This is a genomic window from Burkholderia sp. AcTa6-5, assembly GCF_017815075.1.
GTDB classification, from domain to species: Bacteria; Pseudomonadota; Gammaproteobacteria; order Burkholderiales; family Burkholderiaceae; genus Burkholderia; species Burkholderia sola.
The window spans coordinates 161,240-178,273 of sequence record NZ_JAGIQE010000010.1; the positions used below are offsets into that span (position 1 = coordinate 161,240).

Annotated in this window: 19 protein-coding genes and 1 pseudogene; 3 read left to right on the top strand and 17 right to left on the bottom strand. The window is 59.0% G+C overall.

The window, feature by feature from the left end; genetic code table 11:
• The first annotated feature begins 17 nt into the window (after positions 1 to 17).
• Positions 18 to 179, top strand: coding sequence for a hypothetical protein (locus J8I33_RS15815; RefSeq protein WP_209937671.1), 162 nt, complete (start codon positions 18 to 20; stop codon positions 177 to 179).
• Positions 180 to 350: 171 nt separating this feature from the next.
• On the opposite strand, the gene J8I33_RS15820 is transcribed toward J8I33_RS15815, so the two are convergent.
• From J8I33_RS15820 to J8I33_RS15835, 4 genes and pseudogenes are all read right to left on the bottom strand, one after another.
• Entirely contained in the window at positions 351 to 821 is a 471-nt protein-coding gene (locus J8I33_RS15820) for a hypothetical protein (protein WP_209937678.1), read from the bottom strand.
• On the bottom strand, positions 818 to 3,091 hold the full coding sequence (locus tag J8I33_RS15825) for a peptidase M23 (RefSeq protein ID WP_209937686.1): 2,274 nt from the start codon (positions 3,089 to 3,091) through the stop codon (positions 818 to 820). Before J8I33_RS15825 ends, J8I33_RS15820 begins: the two co-directional genes overlap by 4 nt.
• A gap of 162 nt (positions 3,092 to 3,253) precedes the next feature.
• Positions 3,254 to 3,454 carry a DUF2345 domain-containing protein gene (locus J8I33_RS34480; RefSeq protein WP_245172072.1) on the bottom strand — a complete coding sequence of 67 codons (201 nt, stop codon included), beginning with the start codon at positions 3,452 to 3,454 and terminating at the stop codon, positions 3,254 to 3,256.
• A 666-nt stretch (positions 3,455 to 4,120) separates the two neighbouring features.
• Positions 4,121 to 4,323 (bottom strand): annotated as a pseudogene (locus tag J8I33_RS15835) (Arm DNA-binding domain-containing protein); the annotation flags it as partial.
• 348 nt (positions 4,324 to 4,671) lie between these two features.
• On the opposite strand from J8I33_RS15835, the gene J8I33_RS15840 reads away from it, so the two are divergent.
• On the top strand, positions 4,672 to 5,181 hold the full coding sequence (locus tag J8I33_RS15840; RefSeq protein ID WP_209937693.1) for a hypothetical protein: 510 nt from the start codon (positions 4,672 to 4,674) through the stop codon (positions 5,179 to 5,181).
• Positions 5,182 to 5,225: 44 nt separating this feature from the next.
• Here the strand turns inward: J8I33_RS15840 and J8I33_RS15845 are convergent, their stop codons facing one another.
• Entirely contained in the window at positions 5,226 to 6,164 is a 939-nt protein-coding gene (locus J8I33_RS15845; RefSeq protein ID WP_209937699.1) for a phosphatase PAP2 family protein, read from the bottom strand.
• Positions 6,165 to 6,289: 125 nt separating this feature from the next.
• On the opposite strand from J8I33_RS15845, the gene J8I33_RS15850 reads away from it, so the two are divergent.
• Positions 6,290 to 7,402: an acyltransferase gene (locus J8I33_RS15850; protein WP_209937706.1), complete on the top strand. Its 1,113-nt coding sequence runs from the start codon at positions 6,290 to 6,292 to the stop codon at positions 7,400 to 7,402.
• On the opposite strand, the gene J8I33_RS15855 is transcribed toward J8I33_RS15850, so the two are convergent.
• The 12 genes from J8I33_RS15855 to J8I33_RS15910 are packed head-to-tail and all read right to left on the bottom strand — an operon-like array spanning position 7,391 to position 17,033.
• Positions 7,391 to 8,212: a patatin-like phospholipase family protein gene (locus J8I33_RS15855; protein ID WP_209937713.1), complete on the bottom strand. Its 822-nt coding sequence runs from the start codon at positions 8,210 to 8,212 to the stop codon at positions 7,391 to 7,393. The genes J8I33_RS15850 and J8I33_RS15855 overlap by 12 nt on opposite strands.
• A complete protein-coding gene (locus tag J8I33_RS15860; RefSeq protein ID WP_209937720.1) occupies positions 8,209 to 8,463 on the bottom strand; it encodes a hypothetical protein in 255 nt (84 codons plus the stop codon). The genes J8I33_RS15855 and J8I33_RS15860 overlap by 4 nt, the downstream gene beginning before the upstream one ends.
• Positions 8,460 to 8,906 carry a hypothetical protein gene (locus J8I33_RS15865; protein ID WP_209937727.1) on the bottom strand — a complete coding sequence of 149 codons (447 nt, stop codon included), beginning with the start codon at positions 8,904 to 8,906 and terminating at the stop codon, positions 8,460 to 8,462. Before J8I33_RS15865 ends, J8I33_RS15860 begins: the two co-directional genes overlap by 4 nt.
• Before the next feature lie 32 nt (positions 8,907 to 8,938).
• Entirely contained in the window at positions 8,939 to 9,259 is a 321-nt protein-coding gene (locus J8I33_RS15870; RefSeq protein WP_209937736.1) for a hypothetical protein, read from the bottom strand.
• Complete coding sequence (locus J8I33_RS15875; RefSeq protein WP_209937744.1) at positions 9,256 to 9,456, bottom strand: hypothetical protein; 201 nt, start codon at positions 9,454 to 9,456, stop codon at positions 9,256 to 9,258. The genes J8I33_RS15870 and J8I33_RS15875 overlap by 4 nt, the downstream gene beginning before the upstream one ends.
• Positions 9,457 to 9,504: 48 nt before the next feature.
• On the bottom strand, positions 9,505 to 10,155 hold the full coding sequence (locus J8I33_RS15880; RefSeq protein WP_348636017.1) for a glycoside hydrolase family 19 protein: 651 nt from the start codon (positions 10,153 to 10,155) through the stop codon (positions 9,505 to 9,507).
• A gap of 2 nt (positions 10,156 to 10,157) precedes the next feature.
• The gene (locus J8I33_RS15885; protein ID WP_175683828.1) at positions 10,158 to 10,370 is read right to left on the bottom strand and encodes a hypothetical protein; all 213 of its coding nucleotides are present in this window, start codon (positions 10,368 to 10,370) and stop codon (positions 10,158 to 10,160) included.
• 60 nt (positions 10,371 to 10,430) lie between these two features.
• Positions 10,431 to 10,595 carry a hypothetical protein gene (locus J8I33_RS15890; RefSeq protein WP_209937753.1) on the bottom strand — a complete coding sequence of 55 codons (165 nt, stop codon included), beginning with the start codon at positions 10,593 to 10,595 and terminating at the stop codon, positions 10,431 to 10,433.
• A gap of 10 nt (positions 10,596 to 10,605) precedes the next feature.
• A complete protein-coding gene (locus J8I33_RS15895) occupies positions 10,606 to 11,682 on the bottom strand; it encodes a hypothetical protein (RefSeq protein ID WP_209937760.1) in 1,077 nt (358 codons plus the stop codon).
• A gap of 22 nt (positions 11,683 to 11,704) precedes the next feature.
• Entirely contained in the window at positions 11,705 to 13,405 is a 1,701-nt protein-coding gene (locus J8I33_RS15900; protein ID WP_209937767.1) for a hypothetical protein, read from the bottom strand.
• Positions 13,406 to 13,414: 9 nt separating this feature from the next.
• Positions 13,415 to 16,627 carry a phage tail protein gene (locus J8I33_RS15905; protein ID WP_209937775.1) on the bottom strand — a complete coding sequence of 1,071 codons (3,213 nt, stop codon included), beginning with the start codon at positions 16,625 to 16,627 and terminating at the stop codon, positions 13,415 to 13,417.
• Between the two features lies 1 nt (position 16,628).
• Positions 16,629 to 17,033: an NlpC/P60 family protein gene (locus J8I33_RS15910; RefSeq protein WP_209937779.1), complete on the bottom strand. Its 405-nt coding sequence runs from the start codon at positions 17,031 to 17,033 to the stop codon at positions 16,629 to 16,631.
• Position 17,034 lies beyond the last annotated feature (1 nt).

Below are 17,034 nucleotides of genomic sequence, written 5' to 3' on the forward strand. Positions count from 1 at the left end.
GTTCGGACGAGGTCCGAATGCTTGACGAGGAAATCGACATCGACAAAAAAGCGCTGCGGTTAGCCGCCCGCAGCGCTTTTTCGCGAACGGCTCCGACAGGGCACGTTCAACTTCTGGTGCATGAGGCCGAACTTGAATTCAACCATCAATTCATTGCCACGCAGCAGTCTCTTCGATGAACCACCGGCAACTTCGCCAGAGTGCTCGAGTTTTTTCATCTTTCGAATCTGAGATTTTTTCTTTTTGATGACCCATCAAGCAAATCAAGGACACAATGCATCAAGCTATATGCCTTGTTCATTGCAGATCGGAGCATGAAGGTAAAACATGCTTGACTCCTTATCCGAAAACTACCTTTCACATTTTTGAGTCGCAAAATCCGGAGTGTAAGTCGGATCATAAAACGTCGACTTCCGCTTGACCAAGTCGATAACATCAACCCCAAATCTACTATCGACAACAGCCACTCTCTGATCGACGCTGAATGAAACGTCGTAAACCCGACTCTCGTACTCCTCCTTTATGAAAAGACTCACGCGATTGACCCTAAAAATGGAAAGGAATGTTCTTTGAGGGCTTCTCCCACTTACATTTCTAGGCAGGCCGTAAATAATCAACAACGAATCGTCATTGCTGAACGCCCCGCCATCAATCTCATGGTCGATCTTCGACGCGCCCACTACTTTACCTGCACGCTCAACAATGAGTAAACCATGACTACTTTTCGCAGAAAACAAAGCATCACATGACTCAATCGCAGTCTCAGCCATCGCGCTCGTCGATAGCAATATTGCGGCAATTAAAAAAATATGTCGTTTCACAGCCACTCCCCCACCACCTTACTTGCATCAAAAGTTTCCCTCCAACGCAAGGGAGGACTCTTTTTATCATAAGGATTAACAATTTTTGTGACTGCCGCAGACACCGCCTCCGTGAGCCCGCCATCGGCAGCTTTCGTGACAAGATATCTGACGCAAAATAACCCAGCAGTATCGACGGCCGCGTAGGCATCATTTCCAGCGAACTCCGGGTTTAAAATTTCAGGCCCAGTAAGAAAATTCCCATTAGGATTTTTCTTAAACCAAGCGTGATTGTAAGAATTTGACTTGAGCCAACCACGATAAACCCAGTACTCGGAATAATTATATCTACCCGTAAGCTGCTTAAACCCTCTGCCTCGAAACTTCACACCATCCCCTGCATCCGTGTTTCCAAGAGACAACATCCCCTCATAGCGCAAAAAACTTTCAACATCTGCCGCCGAGGCTGGAGGGGATCGTAGATAGCCATGCTCTTCCGGCATGACTGAGATGTGATTTTTCTTAATGGCGACACCGACCGATATCGAGCTCTCCCTTGGAGCCATCATGTAAAATGATTCAACCGCGCATTGACCGAAAAAATGAGAATATCTGACCGAATCATTTAGTCCGTACTTTCTAGCGACAGCATTGATTTCGAGGCGATATTTCTCTTTATACTCTTTCCCTATTTTTCCAACGGCCCGATACTTTGATTCTGGGTAGATCTGGGATAGCTCGGCTTCCGAAAACCACCCACACTTTCTGAAATGCCGAATAAACGCAAGGGGATGAAAAAACCACAGCTTCTGCCCTGCCGGTAGTCCAGTGTTTTTCCAAAACTGAACGGCCTTCAGGTGCTTCATGAAATCGTTGTAGCCCTTATCGTTGCCGTGATAGAACCCACCCTCATCGAGCAGTCTTGCATAGCGCTCCTCGTTCTCTGTACTATCCCATTCGCTCGGCGCATTGCAGACAAAGCCGCGTAACTGGCGCCGCACCTGGTCGTTACCTTTGACATAGGCCGAGAGTACCCTGGCCTTGTGTGCTTCCGTCGCTTCCCCTGGCTCCGCTGATACTTCATGCGGGGCAGCATCATTCACTATTTTCTTCAGCACATCCAGATCACACATCCCGTCACTATCGAACGGCGTATTGCCCTCACTGACTTTCTGCCAATCCGTAAAGGCCAGGAAGTCTGCATCAGAGAACTTGTGGATACTTGCATCATTCACATCTATGTAGCCGACCTTGCCTGAGGCCCAATTGACCTTGATCCACGTTACGCACTCATTTTCCGCCAGCTTTGGGGACGGGGAGAGGATGCGACCAAAACGCAGCAGCTCGTAGCCGTCGCTTGGACATGACGGATAGAGTGCCGTAGCACGCTTGTACAGATCGTATTCGTAGCCCTTTTCCTCGACGGGTTGCGGCGTGAGCAGCGTACGGGTGCCGTCTTGTGCAACAGTCCAGACATTGGTGTATTTCGAGCCGAGGCTGAAGTAGGTCTCGACCAGCAGCGGCAGGGATGAGTTCGAGCCCTCTTGACCTGGCTTGAATTCGATTCCGCTCAACTTGTTGTGAGTGTCGATCTTCTCGGGCAGACGACGAAACGTGCTGCCTGCCGGAATAATGAAATACGCGTGCCCCCACCAGTCCGTTCCAGTCGACGGGGTAGGTATGCTGTTGCCCAGCTGCGTGCGTCCAAAATATGCGTCGAAATCCGCCGGCAGCATGAAGATTTCGAAATGCAAATGCGGCATGCCCTCGTACTGGCCGAGCCACCCGAGCACGTCTTTGCGCCGGACCTTCTTACCGTCTCCCGAAACCGCAGGCGTCACCTGGCCCCTGGCCGTCGGACCAGTCGGCTTGCGCAGGAATTCCGGCAGATCGGCGTCGCTCGCTCCGGCCTTTCCATATTCGTTCAGCGATAGCAGATGCATATACAGCGAATAGAACGCCAGCGTGCGGCCTTCACCGGTCTCCGTCGTATGCCTGAGCAACACAAATCCCGCATTGCTGATCAAGGGAAATTTCGGATCGGTCGTGCCCTCGTCAATCCCATGCTGACAGATGCGATAAGCAACGACCTCGCCGTCTGCAATCGCGTACACCTTGCCCTGCGTGCTGGGCTGAAGATGTACGCCGCAATGCCAGCGGCGATCAAAGGCGATCGGATAGATGCCGTGTGCACATTCGAACTGGTCCACTGCGTCCATCATCGGATCAGGGTTCGTCCCGGTCGGGGCAACGAGCCCAGCTTCGGGCAAAAAGGGTGGGCTGATAATCATGATCGTTACTGTGTGTGGCTGTATCTGGCGTTAGGCCGGTAGTCGCTCACCCGGAGTGGCGGCAAGTCGAACGAGGTATGGCTGCGCCCTTCGAACATGAACGAGGCTGCTCTAATGCGGAAGTCGGCCGGACAATGAAGACGACATTTCCGTTTTCGATGGTCATTGACGCACCGCCGCCGGCCACCATTTCCCTCGTCTTAGCGTTACAAGCATATTCTCGTTGGGGCTCGACACGTGCAATTGATCGTCGGCATAGAGATCCATTGCAGCGCGCTGCGCTTGCAGCTCGATTTTTCCTTTTGAGAAGATCTTGGTGCCTAGTTTATGCGCGTACAGCGAGATAAGCTCGCCCGCCATCATGCGTGCCTGATCGATACTTCATCATGTTATCCCCGCTCGTACGGCGAAATCTCAAGGAACTTATACGCGGCAAGCCTGGGATGCGCAAAAACACACCACATGCGTCTTTCAACTTAAATGTCACAAATCGTTAAATATAAACGCTCTTCTTTTAGACTCGGTCGGTCAATTATCTTAAAAATATTTTCGCCAGACCATCGCCTCCTCCCTCACGCCCGATAGGCTGGTCTTTATTTCCTTGTAGGGTGATGGTTACTGGTGCGAGAAATCACATTTATTTGTAGAGATTGATCGCGTCTTTCATGAAATTTCTTTTATAGGTTACGCTGCTTCATCAAATAGCGCCCTGCCGCACGAGAAACCATGCGAATTGAGAAGCCACTATGGTACGAGGGCCTGATCCTGACGCAGCAGCATTTTCAGCAGCAGGACAGACAGGTCGGGTTTGCGCTAGACCAGTACGTATCCACTGCAACTGCGCAAACCGATCCGCCGTCGGCAAGGATGCGATGTCGGCTACCCAGACCTGTTCGGGATCGCCAGGCACGACCTGTTCCGGCCCGGCTTTCAGCAGATTCAGACGATGTCGGAAGCGACGATGGCTTGCAGCGTCTTGATAGGTCCGGTGGTGCAGCGTCCTTAGCGAGCGAAGCCTTTAATCTCGTTGCGAGCCTTCCGAGCAGCCAGCAAGGTGACGGCCGGGACACCCCGAGGGCCATCCGTTTCTCCTTGCCGTCGATGCGATACTTCAACCGCCAGTATCTAGAGCCGTTCGGCATGACCTCGAGATACATGCCTTGGCCGTCGGCCAGCTTGTACGACTTTTCGCGGGGCTTGGCCGCACGGACAGCGACATCGGTAAGGGGCATTTGAGCGAGGGGGCATTTCGATGCCCCAGATCAGGAAAACTGCCCCCGACGATGCCCCGGGGTTCCGTGGGTGTCAATTGGAAACGCTGCGCAACGCTGGCAACAAAAAGCCCCGCAAGTATCTGACTGACGGGGCTTTTTGGCCAAACATGGGATTGCTTGGGAGTATATGTGGTGCGTGAGGCCGGACTCGAACTCATTTGGTTAGCGGCATAATTCAGGATGCGTGGGGAATTTGTGGGGAGATATTTCGAAAATCCGAATATGACTCGAACCGGCGCATCCCTGCTCGCGGGCGGCGTTTTCGCGTAGCATCAGGTTCACAATAACGCAATGTGCGGGGATGGCATGAACAGGAAGCAAATTGGTCTTGCCTTGACCATCGTCGGGATCGTCGTGGTTGCGAGCCTTGGGCGCCATCTCTTCGCGCCACCACACGATAGCGGGGGCGACCCGCAAACAATCTCGGAGACGCAACCCACCGAAGCGGCGCGCACGAGCCGGCCGTCGACCCAAATGGGGCAAGAGCGCGCCAGCGCCGAACAGATGGCCGTTCTTGGCGTCATCGGCAAGACCTTCGATGCAATGCGTGATCAGGCGTCGATGACGGTCTCTAGCGTCGGCGTGGTCAATTCATCGAAATCCATCACGGCCTGTCTCGAGTACGCATCGAAAAATGGCTTCGGTGGCATGAACCGCGGGTACTCGGTATGGCAGATGGACGATGCGAAAGGATTTCACTTTTCGATGGATGACGCCGGCCCGTGGAACAAACGATGCGCCGGCCGGCAAATGGCCGACTATACCGACGTCGGCCGCGAGCTGCTGCTCAAGTTGAAGAGGAATGGCGGATTTTGAGCTGTCCCCAGACTAGAGCCACGAAGGGCACCTCATAGACTCCATCAGTTGGTGAGCACCGGCCACTTCTGCGGCGCATAAACCGAGAACCAGCGGCGCACCCACCAGATTGTCGCGATGCCCATGATCGCGCCCGCTCCGATATCGGCAAGATAGTGACCGCCGATCGAGAACGTCGACGCGAGCATCACCAAGTTGATACCCAATGCCACACCAAAGAGCACGCGGAAATTTCGCATGACGTAGATGAGCATCAGCGCGAGCACCGTGTGGAAGGACGGCATCGACACGATGCCTTGGACCGCGAACGGGTCCACCACTCTCAACTGCCCATTTCGAACGTTGTAGAAATCCGACACCTGCGACGCAGTACCAGGGTCGGTTATTCCGAAATGGACAAATGGGCTGGCGGCGGGATACACAGCGGAGATGGGAAGCACTATCGCGAGCGAACAGACGAAAATCAATATCATTTCGCAAAGCTCTTGCCTTCGTCTCAGAAGCCCGAACAGAAAGCAAAATCCGATCATCTGGGGGAAAGCGCTCTCATACGCGATCCGCAATATCAGTTGCAGGCCGCGAAATTCGCTGATCCAGTGGTACGTCTTCAACCAGTCAAATCCGAATGTCTGCTCGAGCGCGAGAAGGCCATCCTGAACTGTCGGACGCCCAATCGCGGCGGCAATGTATGAGGTGATCGTGGCTGCCTGCCCATACACGGCAATCGTCAGCAAGGAAAAAATGATGATTGAGAGGTCGCGACACCGGAATTTTTCTGCGACGGGTTTATATCGAGGAATGCGCTGGAGTTCAAACAGGGCGTAACACAACAGCGCCGATATCACGCACAACTTCGTAAATCTTGGACTCCACGCTGGGCTGATCGATAAGCCGACGTGGGGCATCGCGATGAAGTCGATCGCGAACATTACTATCGTCATAGCCCACGCGATCGCGTACGCCCCCTCAATTTTTGTTTTCATCGCTTTCCCCGAGTCTACTTCTTGGGTCGCCTAGTGATTTTCCCTAGTCGTATTGCGGCATAGCCTACCCTCATCTATAAACCAAAAAATACGGGGAAATACTGATATTTGCGAAGAGGCACTAGGTGAACAGGACAATCACTGGCCTGGAGGGCTTGCGCGGCGTTGCCGCGCTTTTTGTCGTTCTGTTCCATATGCAAATTAGCCTGCCAGAGTTGGGGCTCGCGCGGAACGGCTATCTGGCCGTCGACCTATTTTTCGTGCTCAGCGGATTCGTAATCGCGGGAGCGTACGGGAAGCGCGTCGCCAGCGGCGCCGAACTGGCGCATTTCCTAGTTCGTCGGGCCGGTCGCCTATGGCCTACGCATATCGTCACGAACGCACTGTTCTATATCCTACCGAGCGCATTCGGCATGGCCGCGCTCGCCTTGGGCGCTGAGAATGTGAAGTTGTCGTTTCCGAATACTGGAGAAGCGATTGGCCTCATCCTCATGTTGCATGGGCTGCCGATCTATGATCACTTCGTCGGCTCGCTGGTGAGTTGGAGCACCAGCGTCGAGTTTTACGTCTATGTGCTATTCGGAGTTGTGTGCCTGTTGGTGCGCGGCCGCGCACGCTCGATGGCGTACTTGGCGCTCGCCGGGATAGGCTATACGACTGCCGTCTGGGCAGCAGCGCATTCGAATGACTGCGTAGCGCGCCTATTTTGTTTCTCGTTGACGTACGACTACGGATGGGCTCGGTGTCTCGCTGGATTTTTTCTGGGGGCGCTGATCGCGGAGCATCGAAATGCCGCGCCGGTCGTCGCAATGACACGACCAGTCGTTCAGATCGTTGCGTTCACCGCGGCCATGTCGCTTATGCTATTCGCAAATCACGCATATGGGTCGGTGTATTTTGCTCCGGCCGTGTTCGCCATGGCGATTGCGTCAATGAGCCGAGATACCGGGCCGGTCTCACGCATTTTACGCACGCGGCCGGCACAATATCTCGGCAGTCTCTCGTATTCGCTATATCTGGGCCATGCAGTACTGCTCCCAATCCTAATAGCGATATCCAGAACATGGCGTACCTCGATCGGACATGTAGTTGCCGGTGCACTGTTTCTCGCTGCGTCGATCGCGCTGGCGAGGCTACTTAACCGAGCGATTGAGATTCCGTTTCGGGAAAAGGTCTACGCATGGGCCGATGCGGAATTTCGGCCGCGCCCGGCCGGCAGCGTGGCGTCAGACAGGTGACGACTGCGCGATATTAATCATTGCCGCCGACGTCGTCGCATATCCGTCGTCATAGAGGCGCTGCCGCGTGGCGACTGCCATGTGTCGGTCGAATGAACTGGCGTAGCCGGTGGGCACGCGCACGATCGTAGCGCCGTTGACCATATCGAGCGCGACATGCGAATCCTCATTCGAGGCGAGCATGATGTCGATCATCCGCGGCGCAAGCGTGCCGAAGCCATATGCGCCAGGCGGGAGTGGCGCATCGTCGGACTCGAGATAGATCCCGACGCGCGGAACGCCATCGACCGTGAGATCGCTGACCGGGATGTTGTCACACATTCCGCCATCGACCATCAGGCCGCCGGCCACCTCGACCGGAGCGAATACGATCGGGATCGACGCGCTAGCGCGCGCCGCCAGCGCGACCGGCACGTCGGGCGTCGTCTCCTTCGAGAATTGAAACTCGCGCTCGGTGAGCAGGTTAGCTGCGATCACCTTCAGTTCGACTTCGATCTGCGCGAACGTCTTGCCGTTCGTGACCTTCGTCAGGTACTGCAGCAGCGCGTCACCCGAGCACAGCGCCTGGTGCTGGATGAGTGCCCACGGCGAGAATCCCATCATGCGAGACCAGTTGAGATCCATCAGGATCTCGCGCATGACGTCGAGCGGCATGCCGCTGGCGAACAGGGCCGCGATGATCGAGCCGCCGGACGTGCCGGCGAGCTCGACGATGGTGTATCCGGCGTCGACGATCGCCTGCAGCGCGCCAAGGTGCGCGCCGAGGCGAAAGCCGCTGCCGCTGAGAGCGACGCGGATCGGTTTCGTCATGCCGACCTCCACACGCCACGCTCGAGCCAGCCGTGCCACTCCGGCGGCGTCTCGCCGGTCTGTGTGACGAGAATCGACGGACTCACCGTGATCGAACCGTCCGGATGCTCGACAACGTGATGAGCGGTCAGGTTTGCGCACTTCCCATCCGGAACGCACGCATACCAGTTGCCCTTATCAGCATCCCAGCGACCGTAATCGCCCGGTTCAAGCTCGTGCGGAGCTTTGCCATAGACGCGCCGCCCGTTCATTGCAGCGCGCTCCCGGCGAGCGACGTGGACGCTGCCGCCGGCGGCGTTGCGGCCGCCTGGTTCATCGAGATCGCCACATTGAACGCGAGGATTGCCGTGTCGATCGCAGCATCGGCCGCTGCCTTGTTCGGGAGCGACGACGCGTCGACCAGCGATTTGATCGCCGGCAACGTGTCGTTGACGATCGTCTGAAGGTCAGGCGTCGTCACAGTCGCGCCAAGCGCGCACGCCTTCGCGATTGCCGGCTTGACGGTCTTATCCAGCGTGGTGGCCGCGCCACCGGTGAATACGCCATCGGCCTTCAGAATGGCGATCTCGCCATTCGCCGCGCCGCACGCGATCGCAACTTGTTGCGGGAACGTGAGCGCGGGTGCCGATTTGCAGCCGGCGAGGATGGAAACGGACGCGGCAATGCCTGCCGCAAGCAGCATGAGGTTCTTCACGGTAAAACTCCTTGATTGAGGGAGAGATTTCCCTATTTGGGGTAGAACTTGATCGCGGCCGCCGCCGCGTTACTGACAGCCGTCGCGACATTCGAGACGACTGCACCCTGCGCGGCGGCCGGCGCAGTTGCGCCGACGCCGGACTCTTGGAAGTGGATCGTCACGGTGCCATCCGGCGACGTGACGACATCGAGCTGCAGTGCGGCGATGTCCTTGCCGTTGAAGGCGAGCGCCTCGCAGCACACCATTCGGCCTAGACCAGGCTCATAGAAGGGATGCACCGAATACGTGGCGGTGCCGGCACATCCGGCCACCGAAGCGAGCATCGAGGCTATGACGGCATGCCGGATCATTGCGCCTTCTGCGTCGACTTGGCGGCATACAGCTCGCCAAGCCAATGGGCCGCGACGACGATGCCGCCAGCGATCGACACGACGTCTTGCGCGGTCAAGCCGAGCCCGAAATGTTGATTGATGGGCGTGATGATCGCGACGATCGCCGCGATCACAACGCCAGCGGTACCGGTTGCGGCCGGGGACGTTTGGTTCATGGCTGCTCCTTCATGTTTCGGCCAGTGGCCGGTGGGTGATTTCGTCGTTCAGAGGATGCCGAGCGCCGCACACGACGCCTTGTACAGCGCGCGCCGCTGATCGGCGCCGGCCATCGCCGGGTTGATGCGCCGCGTGATCGAGTCGAACGACCGCGCGTCGGCCAGCGTGTTGCATCCGTTCGTGAACCAGAACCAGGCGGCCGCGAGCGCGGCAGTCGCCGGATCGTTGCGCACGAGATCGGGGCTCCCCACCGCGTCGATCCCGCACGCAGTGCCGAACGCTTCGAAGTTGTCGTGGAATGTGAGCTGGAGCATCCCCGAGCCGCGGTATCGCCAGCCATCGCCGCTCGCGGCGTCGCCGTTGCCCATCTGGCCGGCATAGACGATGCTCGCGATCTTCTGCTGCGTGGCGAGCGGTAGCGCCGGCGCGCCCGGCTGCCGGCCGAGCGACGCGGCGAGCGCCGGCGTCATCCTGCGGAACGTCGCGCGCAGCCCGGCCACGCTGTAGTTGAACGATTCAGCGAACTGCGACAGGCCGGTCGACTCGTGACCGATCTGCGCGAGAAACGCCGCGACGCGCAGGTTCGACGCGCTGATCGAGAAGCGATCGCACGCCGCCTGAATCGGCGCGAGCATCGCGTCCGCGCGCGCCGGCGTCGCGCCGCAACCGCACGCGATGATGTTGGCGGTCAGTTGCACGGCTACCTCCCGAACGGAATGTGCTGAATCAGCCACGTCAACACGCCGCCCACGACAGCACCGATCGACGTCAACATCAGCAGGCCACCGCGCCCCTGATTCGCCATCGCGAGGAGCCGTTTGATATCGCCACGCATCTCGGCGATCTGCTTGTCTTGTTCGTCGAGCCGAGCCAGAACCTTCCCGAATTCGACCGGATCAATTTCGTCGCCCATACGCACCCCGCAATAAAAAAGCCGCCCGAAGGCGGCTTGTGTGTGATCGTTCTGTTCTGCTTATGCAGGCAGCGGCGTGTTCCCGGCCGCGAGCCACGGTTCGTATATCTCGGTCCAGATGCGGTGGCCGCGCGGTACCGTCCAGACGACGCCGTCCGGGTCCGTGTACAGGATGACGTCCGGGTCGACCTGACCGGTGAACGGGTTTAGGTATTGCTTGAACATGGCGGCCTCCTCACAGACGAGCGTCAAAAGTCAGTACTGCGCCACCGCTCCCGGACTGTATGTAGCCGGCCTGCCCCACTGTCAGTCCTGATGCGACGTCAGTCAGGATGATGCCGTTTAGCGGCCCTACGTTCGCTGAGCTGAACGCCGTGACCGTGAACGCCGAGCCTGCCGCAGTGATTTGAAGCGCGCCAGAAGTAAGCGCTATGGCTGGCGCCTTTCTCATCGTGACGGGGTACTGAATGGTGGAGTACCCCCGGGTGGTCGTTTGAATGGCGCACGTGTTGAACGCTCCGAAGGCCGGGATATTGAACACCCATAGGGAGCGCAACACGCGCATCATCTCCAAAGCCGGCCCTCGGTACCGGAACGGCTGCGGCGTGCCGCCCGCGCCGGTTGTATCGCTGCTCGCCGCGCTGCCGCACACGTCGATCTGCGCCTGATCGACGTACAGGGTGAACGTGAGCCCGGTTTGCGTGCGGAGTTCCACGGCGAGGTAGTCATTGCCATTGGTGCCGAGCGTCTTGCCGCTGATGCTGGGGACGTCCAACCTGACGCTGAAGCGCTTCTCCGTCGTGGTGACTGCCCAGGTCACGGCCTTCGTGGTCGTGACCGTAGACGAGGGGGACCCGCCCGTGCCGAAGTTCTGGATCAGGTTGACGTTGACCACGTTCATGTTCACGTCGGACTGCAACCAGTACGACACCGTGATGCTCTGCCCGTTGTACTGCGCCACGCTCTCGAGCGCCTGCCCGATACGCGACTCGATGCTGGCCGACGTCGTCTGCTGAAATTTGAGGCGGTACTTCGAAGGCCGGGTCATGCCGGACGGCTCGCCTCCCAGCGTGCGCGTGTCCTGGCTGACCGTGGCAACGCCGGAGAACCCCGCGTCGCAGTACCACATGTCGGCCGTGTACGTCTTGGTCTGACCGCTGATGCTGAACGACGTGCCGACCTGCCACGAGTCGAAGTTCCCGTCGACGAACCCGCCTGCCTCGTCCGGATAAAGGCGCACCAGCTCGTCGTTCGCCGTCATGGCGAACCTGTCCGCGAGCCGCGCCGCGATTTCCGCGTTGGTGATGGTCATAATTGCACCTGTGCAAATTGGGTTAGGCCGCCGCGAAGCTCATGACCGAGACGGCGATCTGGGTCGTGGCGCTGGTGCTGCCGAGGTTGTGGTCGACCCACACGCCGCACACGGAAGGCGTGGATATGTAATCCGTGACGCTGATGGCTAGCATCTGCGCGAACGTCTCACCGTCGGCCGATAGCGAGAAGACGAAGTTGCCACCAGAGGTGTAGCTCAGCTTCATCCACACGGGGACGCCCGGCGGCAGCGGGTACGCCGAGTACCCCGTCCGCCCTGTGAACGAGTTGATGCTGGCCCACTTCCCGTAGGTCACCTTGACCGCGAATGCATCGAATCCGAACAGGACGATCTTTCCCGACGCGTCCTGCACGGCGAGGCTGTAGTTGCTGGCGTTGCCGGGCGGCACCATCGGCACGAGCATTGCGGTCATGGTCCACGATGAGCCGCCGGGGACCGCCTTGTTCACAAACGCGTTGTTGTCGGCCGAGCTCTGGCACGGCACGACGATGTTGAAGCCTCGGCCGCTGGCGAGGTTGTTCATGCTGGCGTTGCCGGACAGGCTCGTCGACTGGCTGAGCGTGAACCCGGAGGTGGTCGGGTAGTTCGCCAGGTAGAAACCCTGCGCGTCCTTCTGCGTCCCGGCGCCACCGATGGAGGGCATCCCGATATACAGCATCTGGTCGCCGGTCTTGACGGCGACAGAGAAGTTCACGTTGACGCCGTCCGTCGCCGTGAAGTCGATGGTGGGGGTCAGCAGCGACCCGTTCTTCACGACGAGCACCGTGCCAACCGTATAGCCGCCAGTCGGCTTGTACTGGGTGGATGAGGCCATGCCCGCCAGCACAAACGGCGTGAGCGCGGCGCCGCTGACGCTGGCCCACGCCGGCGCACCGCTGGCGACCATCATCACCTGCCCCGTGGACCCGATGCCGAGGCGCTGCGGCGTGCCGCCACTGCCGCCAATGATAATGTCGCCGGCAGTGGTCATCGGGTTGGTCATGCCTCCGCCGCCTCCCGACCCGGCAATGCCGCGAATCGTGTAGACGTCCGTCCCGTCAGTAAAGAACGTCACCCCGTTGTTGGTCGGCACGGCCAGCGTTCCGTTCGTGACGCCGTCGAGCTTCGTGCCGGTCGGCACGGTCAGCGTCATCGTGCCCGCGCCGATGTTCTCACACGCAGCCCACCACTGAGCACCGAACGACGCGGCATTCAGTTGCTGGGAGACGGCGCCGGAGCTGTTCATGATCAGGCACTGGCCCTTGTCGCCGCTGACGAACGTGTACGCCGCCGTCTTGATGGTGCCGCCCGCGAGGCCCATCCCGCCGGAGCCCGAGCCGACGGCGGACGGCTGGTAGCTGCGGTAGTCAAGCCAGCTCGATATGGCCGACGCGCCAGTGACGACCGAATACAACGGCACCTTTCCCGCCGGAAAGCCGGTCATGTTCGACGAGACGGCCCCGGTCACGTTGTCGGCGTAGATGTAGGTCGTGGTGCTCGCGCCGAGCGTGATCGCGCCGTTGGCGATCGCGTGGGCCGTGCCGGTGCTGTCCACGAAGCGGCCGCCGTAGTATCCCCACGTCAGGCCGAATGTCGCGGAGGCGTGCCGCCCCCAGATCATGGCCGGGCTGGCGGCGTCCGTAAGAGCGTTCATCGTCAGCTCTTTGTTCGCCTGCGTTGAGCTGATCTGGTCGATCGGCGCGCTACCGGAGAAGTCAGCCATTTCGATTCCTTAGATGGTGATGGCAGTCGTCGAGACGTATCCCGGAACGCCCTGGTCGCTGTTCTGGTACACCTGGAACGTGATCGTGCTCCCGGTCGTGAAGCCGTCAGCTGCGATCAGCGCCGCCGTGTACACCCACGTCGGCTGCGCCGGCGCCGTGAATGGCCCCGACACCGTGAGCTGACGAACGGTCGCCCCGCCGGCGTTTAGCACGGTGACGTTGTAGGTCTCGGCCGACTCGTCAAGCGGCACGTCGGTGCCGCTCACCCATGACGTGCCCACGCGCGCGCGACGGATCCACTTCAACGTCACATCGCCGGCCGCGCCGCTCGCACTTCCCTTCCCTGCTGCGAGCAGGTACGGAGCGAGCGGCTTCACGCGCGCGCGGACCGGCGTCACCTGCGTGACGCTGCCCGGCGTGTTCCCGAAGATGTTCAGCAGGAAAGGCTCGAAGTACAGCGGCTGCCCGATATCGGTCAGGTTTATCCCAACCTGCACCAGCTTCGTCGCATCGAGCAGCACGAACGTTTCGCCTGACGTGTGGCTCCCGATCGCCGCCCCTGTGCCTTTGACACCGCGCACAAGCCCAGTGAGCGTGTACGCGCCGGCGCCGGTCTGCGTCGCCGTGCGGAAGTAAATCAGCTCGCTCCCGACGAGCGCTGCGTTTGCACCGTTGAGGAACGACGCGTACGGAACCGACGACAGAGTCTGCGACGTGTTGTACAGCTGAACCGTCAGCGCGTTTCCCTCGTCTGGAAAGTTTCCGCCCGCGTATCCGCCTAGCGCTGACGTGGTCTGCCCGATGACGCTCTGCGACGTGATTGACGTCAGTTGGGAGAAGTTCACGTCGTCGCGCGAGATGTCAACCGCAACACCGGGCCACGCGTTGCTGAACCCTGCCGCCGCCAGATATAGGCCCGGCGTCGTGTCTTGATCGCGCAGCGGCGGCACGTCAAGCAGTCGCAACAGCGTGCCCCCATTGTATGGGACATTCTGCTGAGTGAAGCCAGCCGACACGCCGCCCTGAGCGACGTATGTAGCTGGGTTGGGGTATATCTGCGGCACGCTGGGATCTGCCGATATGCTCAGCGAGCCTTTGCCATCGTTCACGATCTTCGTGATGCGAAGGTCAATCGAAGTACCGAATTGATTAACTACCGTTGCGACATCGCCAGGCTCGAGCGGAAGATATTTCAGTTGTACCGAAAACTGAAACGATTTTCGCTTTATCCATCTCTCCCACAACATGGCCTGCACGCGCAGTTTGGCATCGTTATCGGCAAACACGATAGGAACGTTGGCCGATTCGTCAAGATTAGATGTCGTTTGCGGCATTATCTCCGGCTGCAATCCGGGATTGTAATCGGTATTGGCAGATGCATATGAAAGCGACATCTTGCGAGGAAGTTCGAATTCATGCGTGATTGTCTCTTGTATCGGGTTCTGCGCATTATGGGATTGATGGTCTGAATCAGCGCCAAGATCAGACCATGGGATCGTCAACGCTGGCGCGCCGCCGCGGCGTACGAATTTCAACGGCCCACCGGTATCGCAAGCATCAAAGAAGTACGTTGCCATGAGCGGCGCAAGGGCATCGCGCGGCGAGGAGTTGCCGGTGATAGCATATCCCATCACACCGTCTATTAGCTGCGTAACGTCGAATTGAGAGTTCTGCAGACCTGCGTAGTTGCACTCAGCGGATACGACCGACGACAATTGAAGATCTGATGCGTTTGGGTTGAGTACCTGTGCGCCGAAGGTGGTGCCGAAAGCAAAGTCCGAGAAGAAGACGATGTTGCCGGGCGAGACGACATTGAGCAGCGACTGGTTACCGGAGCTACTGCCGGGCATGCCCGTGTCGACGGAACCGGCCTGCGGCGTCCACTGCCATACGTGACCGTTCCCGCCGTTGTAGTAGATGAGGTTGTCATTGATGACCTGACCCACGGTCAGCGCGCTGTACTTGGTGAAGCTCGGACCGTCCAGCACTGCCACGAGGTTTCCAAGCATGTCCAGGCGGAGTAGGCAGTACTGGTTCGCGCCGTTCGTCGACACTGCGTAGATGTAGTTCGCCGTGACGCCCAGCAAAAACAGGCAGTCGCCGGTCCATGCACCCGTGATGATGGTCGGTGGCACCACGGAGGCGGCGATCTGCAGCACCGGCGTGATGATATACACGGGCCCGACGGTGGTCCCGAGAAAACTAGTCACGTAGATCTTGCCGCCAGCCTTGATATAGGTCTGATCCGTGACCGGGCTGAAGGTCATTCCGATGCTCAACACGTCGCCGTTGTTCTTACGAAACAGCCCATCCGAGCACAGGATCCCCTGGTCGTCCTGGCAGTGGCCGTACGGTATCGGGAACCCTTGGCCGAGGTTGACCGGCGGCATCATCCACTCGGTGCCGTTGGGCGTCATCTTGAACGGCTGGCCGGTGATGGTCGTCAGGCCCGGCACAGTCAGGCCGTACTGCCAACCCCATACGGTACCGGAGTTATCCATGTAAGAGCCGATGCTGCGCGAGACCGTGCCCACCTGAGCCGGCACCATGCCGGGCGAGTTCGGCACCTGCGCACCGCTCTTCACGAAGGTCGGCGTTCCGGACTTTACGACCTCGAACGACAGCGAAGGCAGGTAGTTACCCCAGTTTTGCAGGTTCAGCTCGTTGAAGACGACATACGCTAGGCCGCGATACGCCGGCACATTGGCAGCCCCGAGATACGACTGCATAGTTGGGTCAGCCGTTTGACTCTCATCACCGGGATACACGATGAAGTTCGTCACCATCTGGGCTGAGCCAGAGATCGCCTGGAAGTTCGACGGATTGGTGATGTCGTAAATCAGCTTGCCATTCGCCCAGATGCGCGTTACGGCGGCGATCGGACCAGCGCAGATGGCAACAGCAAGGCTCATCGTCACATACGGCTGGTTGCCCTTGCCGCCCATGCCCTTCCCACCTTGGCTATGTTCGTGCGCGGGCCCAACCCAGATCACATTTCCGGAAAGCCGATATTTGCCGTAGACGCGCGGAATGTACTTGCCGTATGCCGCGTCCTGAACACGAATGTCTGGAAGTTGGGGAAGCTTGTGCGGCGTCAGGATTGCACCAAGCACTGCTCCCGCCAAAAAACCAGCTTGAATCGCCAGAGACGCGCCGCCCGTTAAAACCCCACCGACGACAGCGCCGGCGACGCCAAGAACCAAGCCAAGAGACTGGCCCATATCAGTCCACCCCGCGAACTTGGCGCACGCACGTTATATGGCGGCACATATGATCGTCAAGATCATGCTCGACGACTTCGCGGGCCATTGCGTAGGCATGGATGATCGTGCTGGGACTGGTCAGGATCCCAAGATGGCATGGATCGTTATCCCAATGCATAAGCACCACGTCTCCAGCCCTCCAATCTGCAGTCGCTTCGGTCTGACGCCGCACGATATCGAGCAGCGAGCCATCCGGCCGGCGCGAATATCCCTCGACGTCCTCTACCTCCAATCCGACATTTCGAAGCACGCACACGACGAGACCGGCGCAGTCGACGCCGACGCCCTTGAGCCGTCCTTGATGTTGCCAGCGCGTGCCGATCCAGGTCCGCGCCTCGTCAACCACCTGTTGCCGCGTAACCATC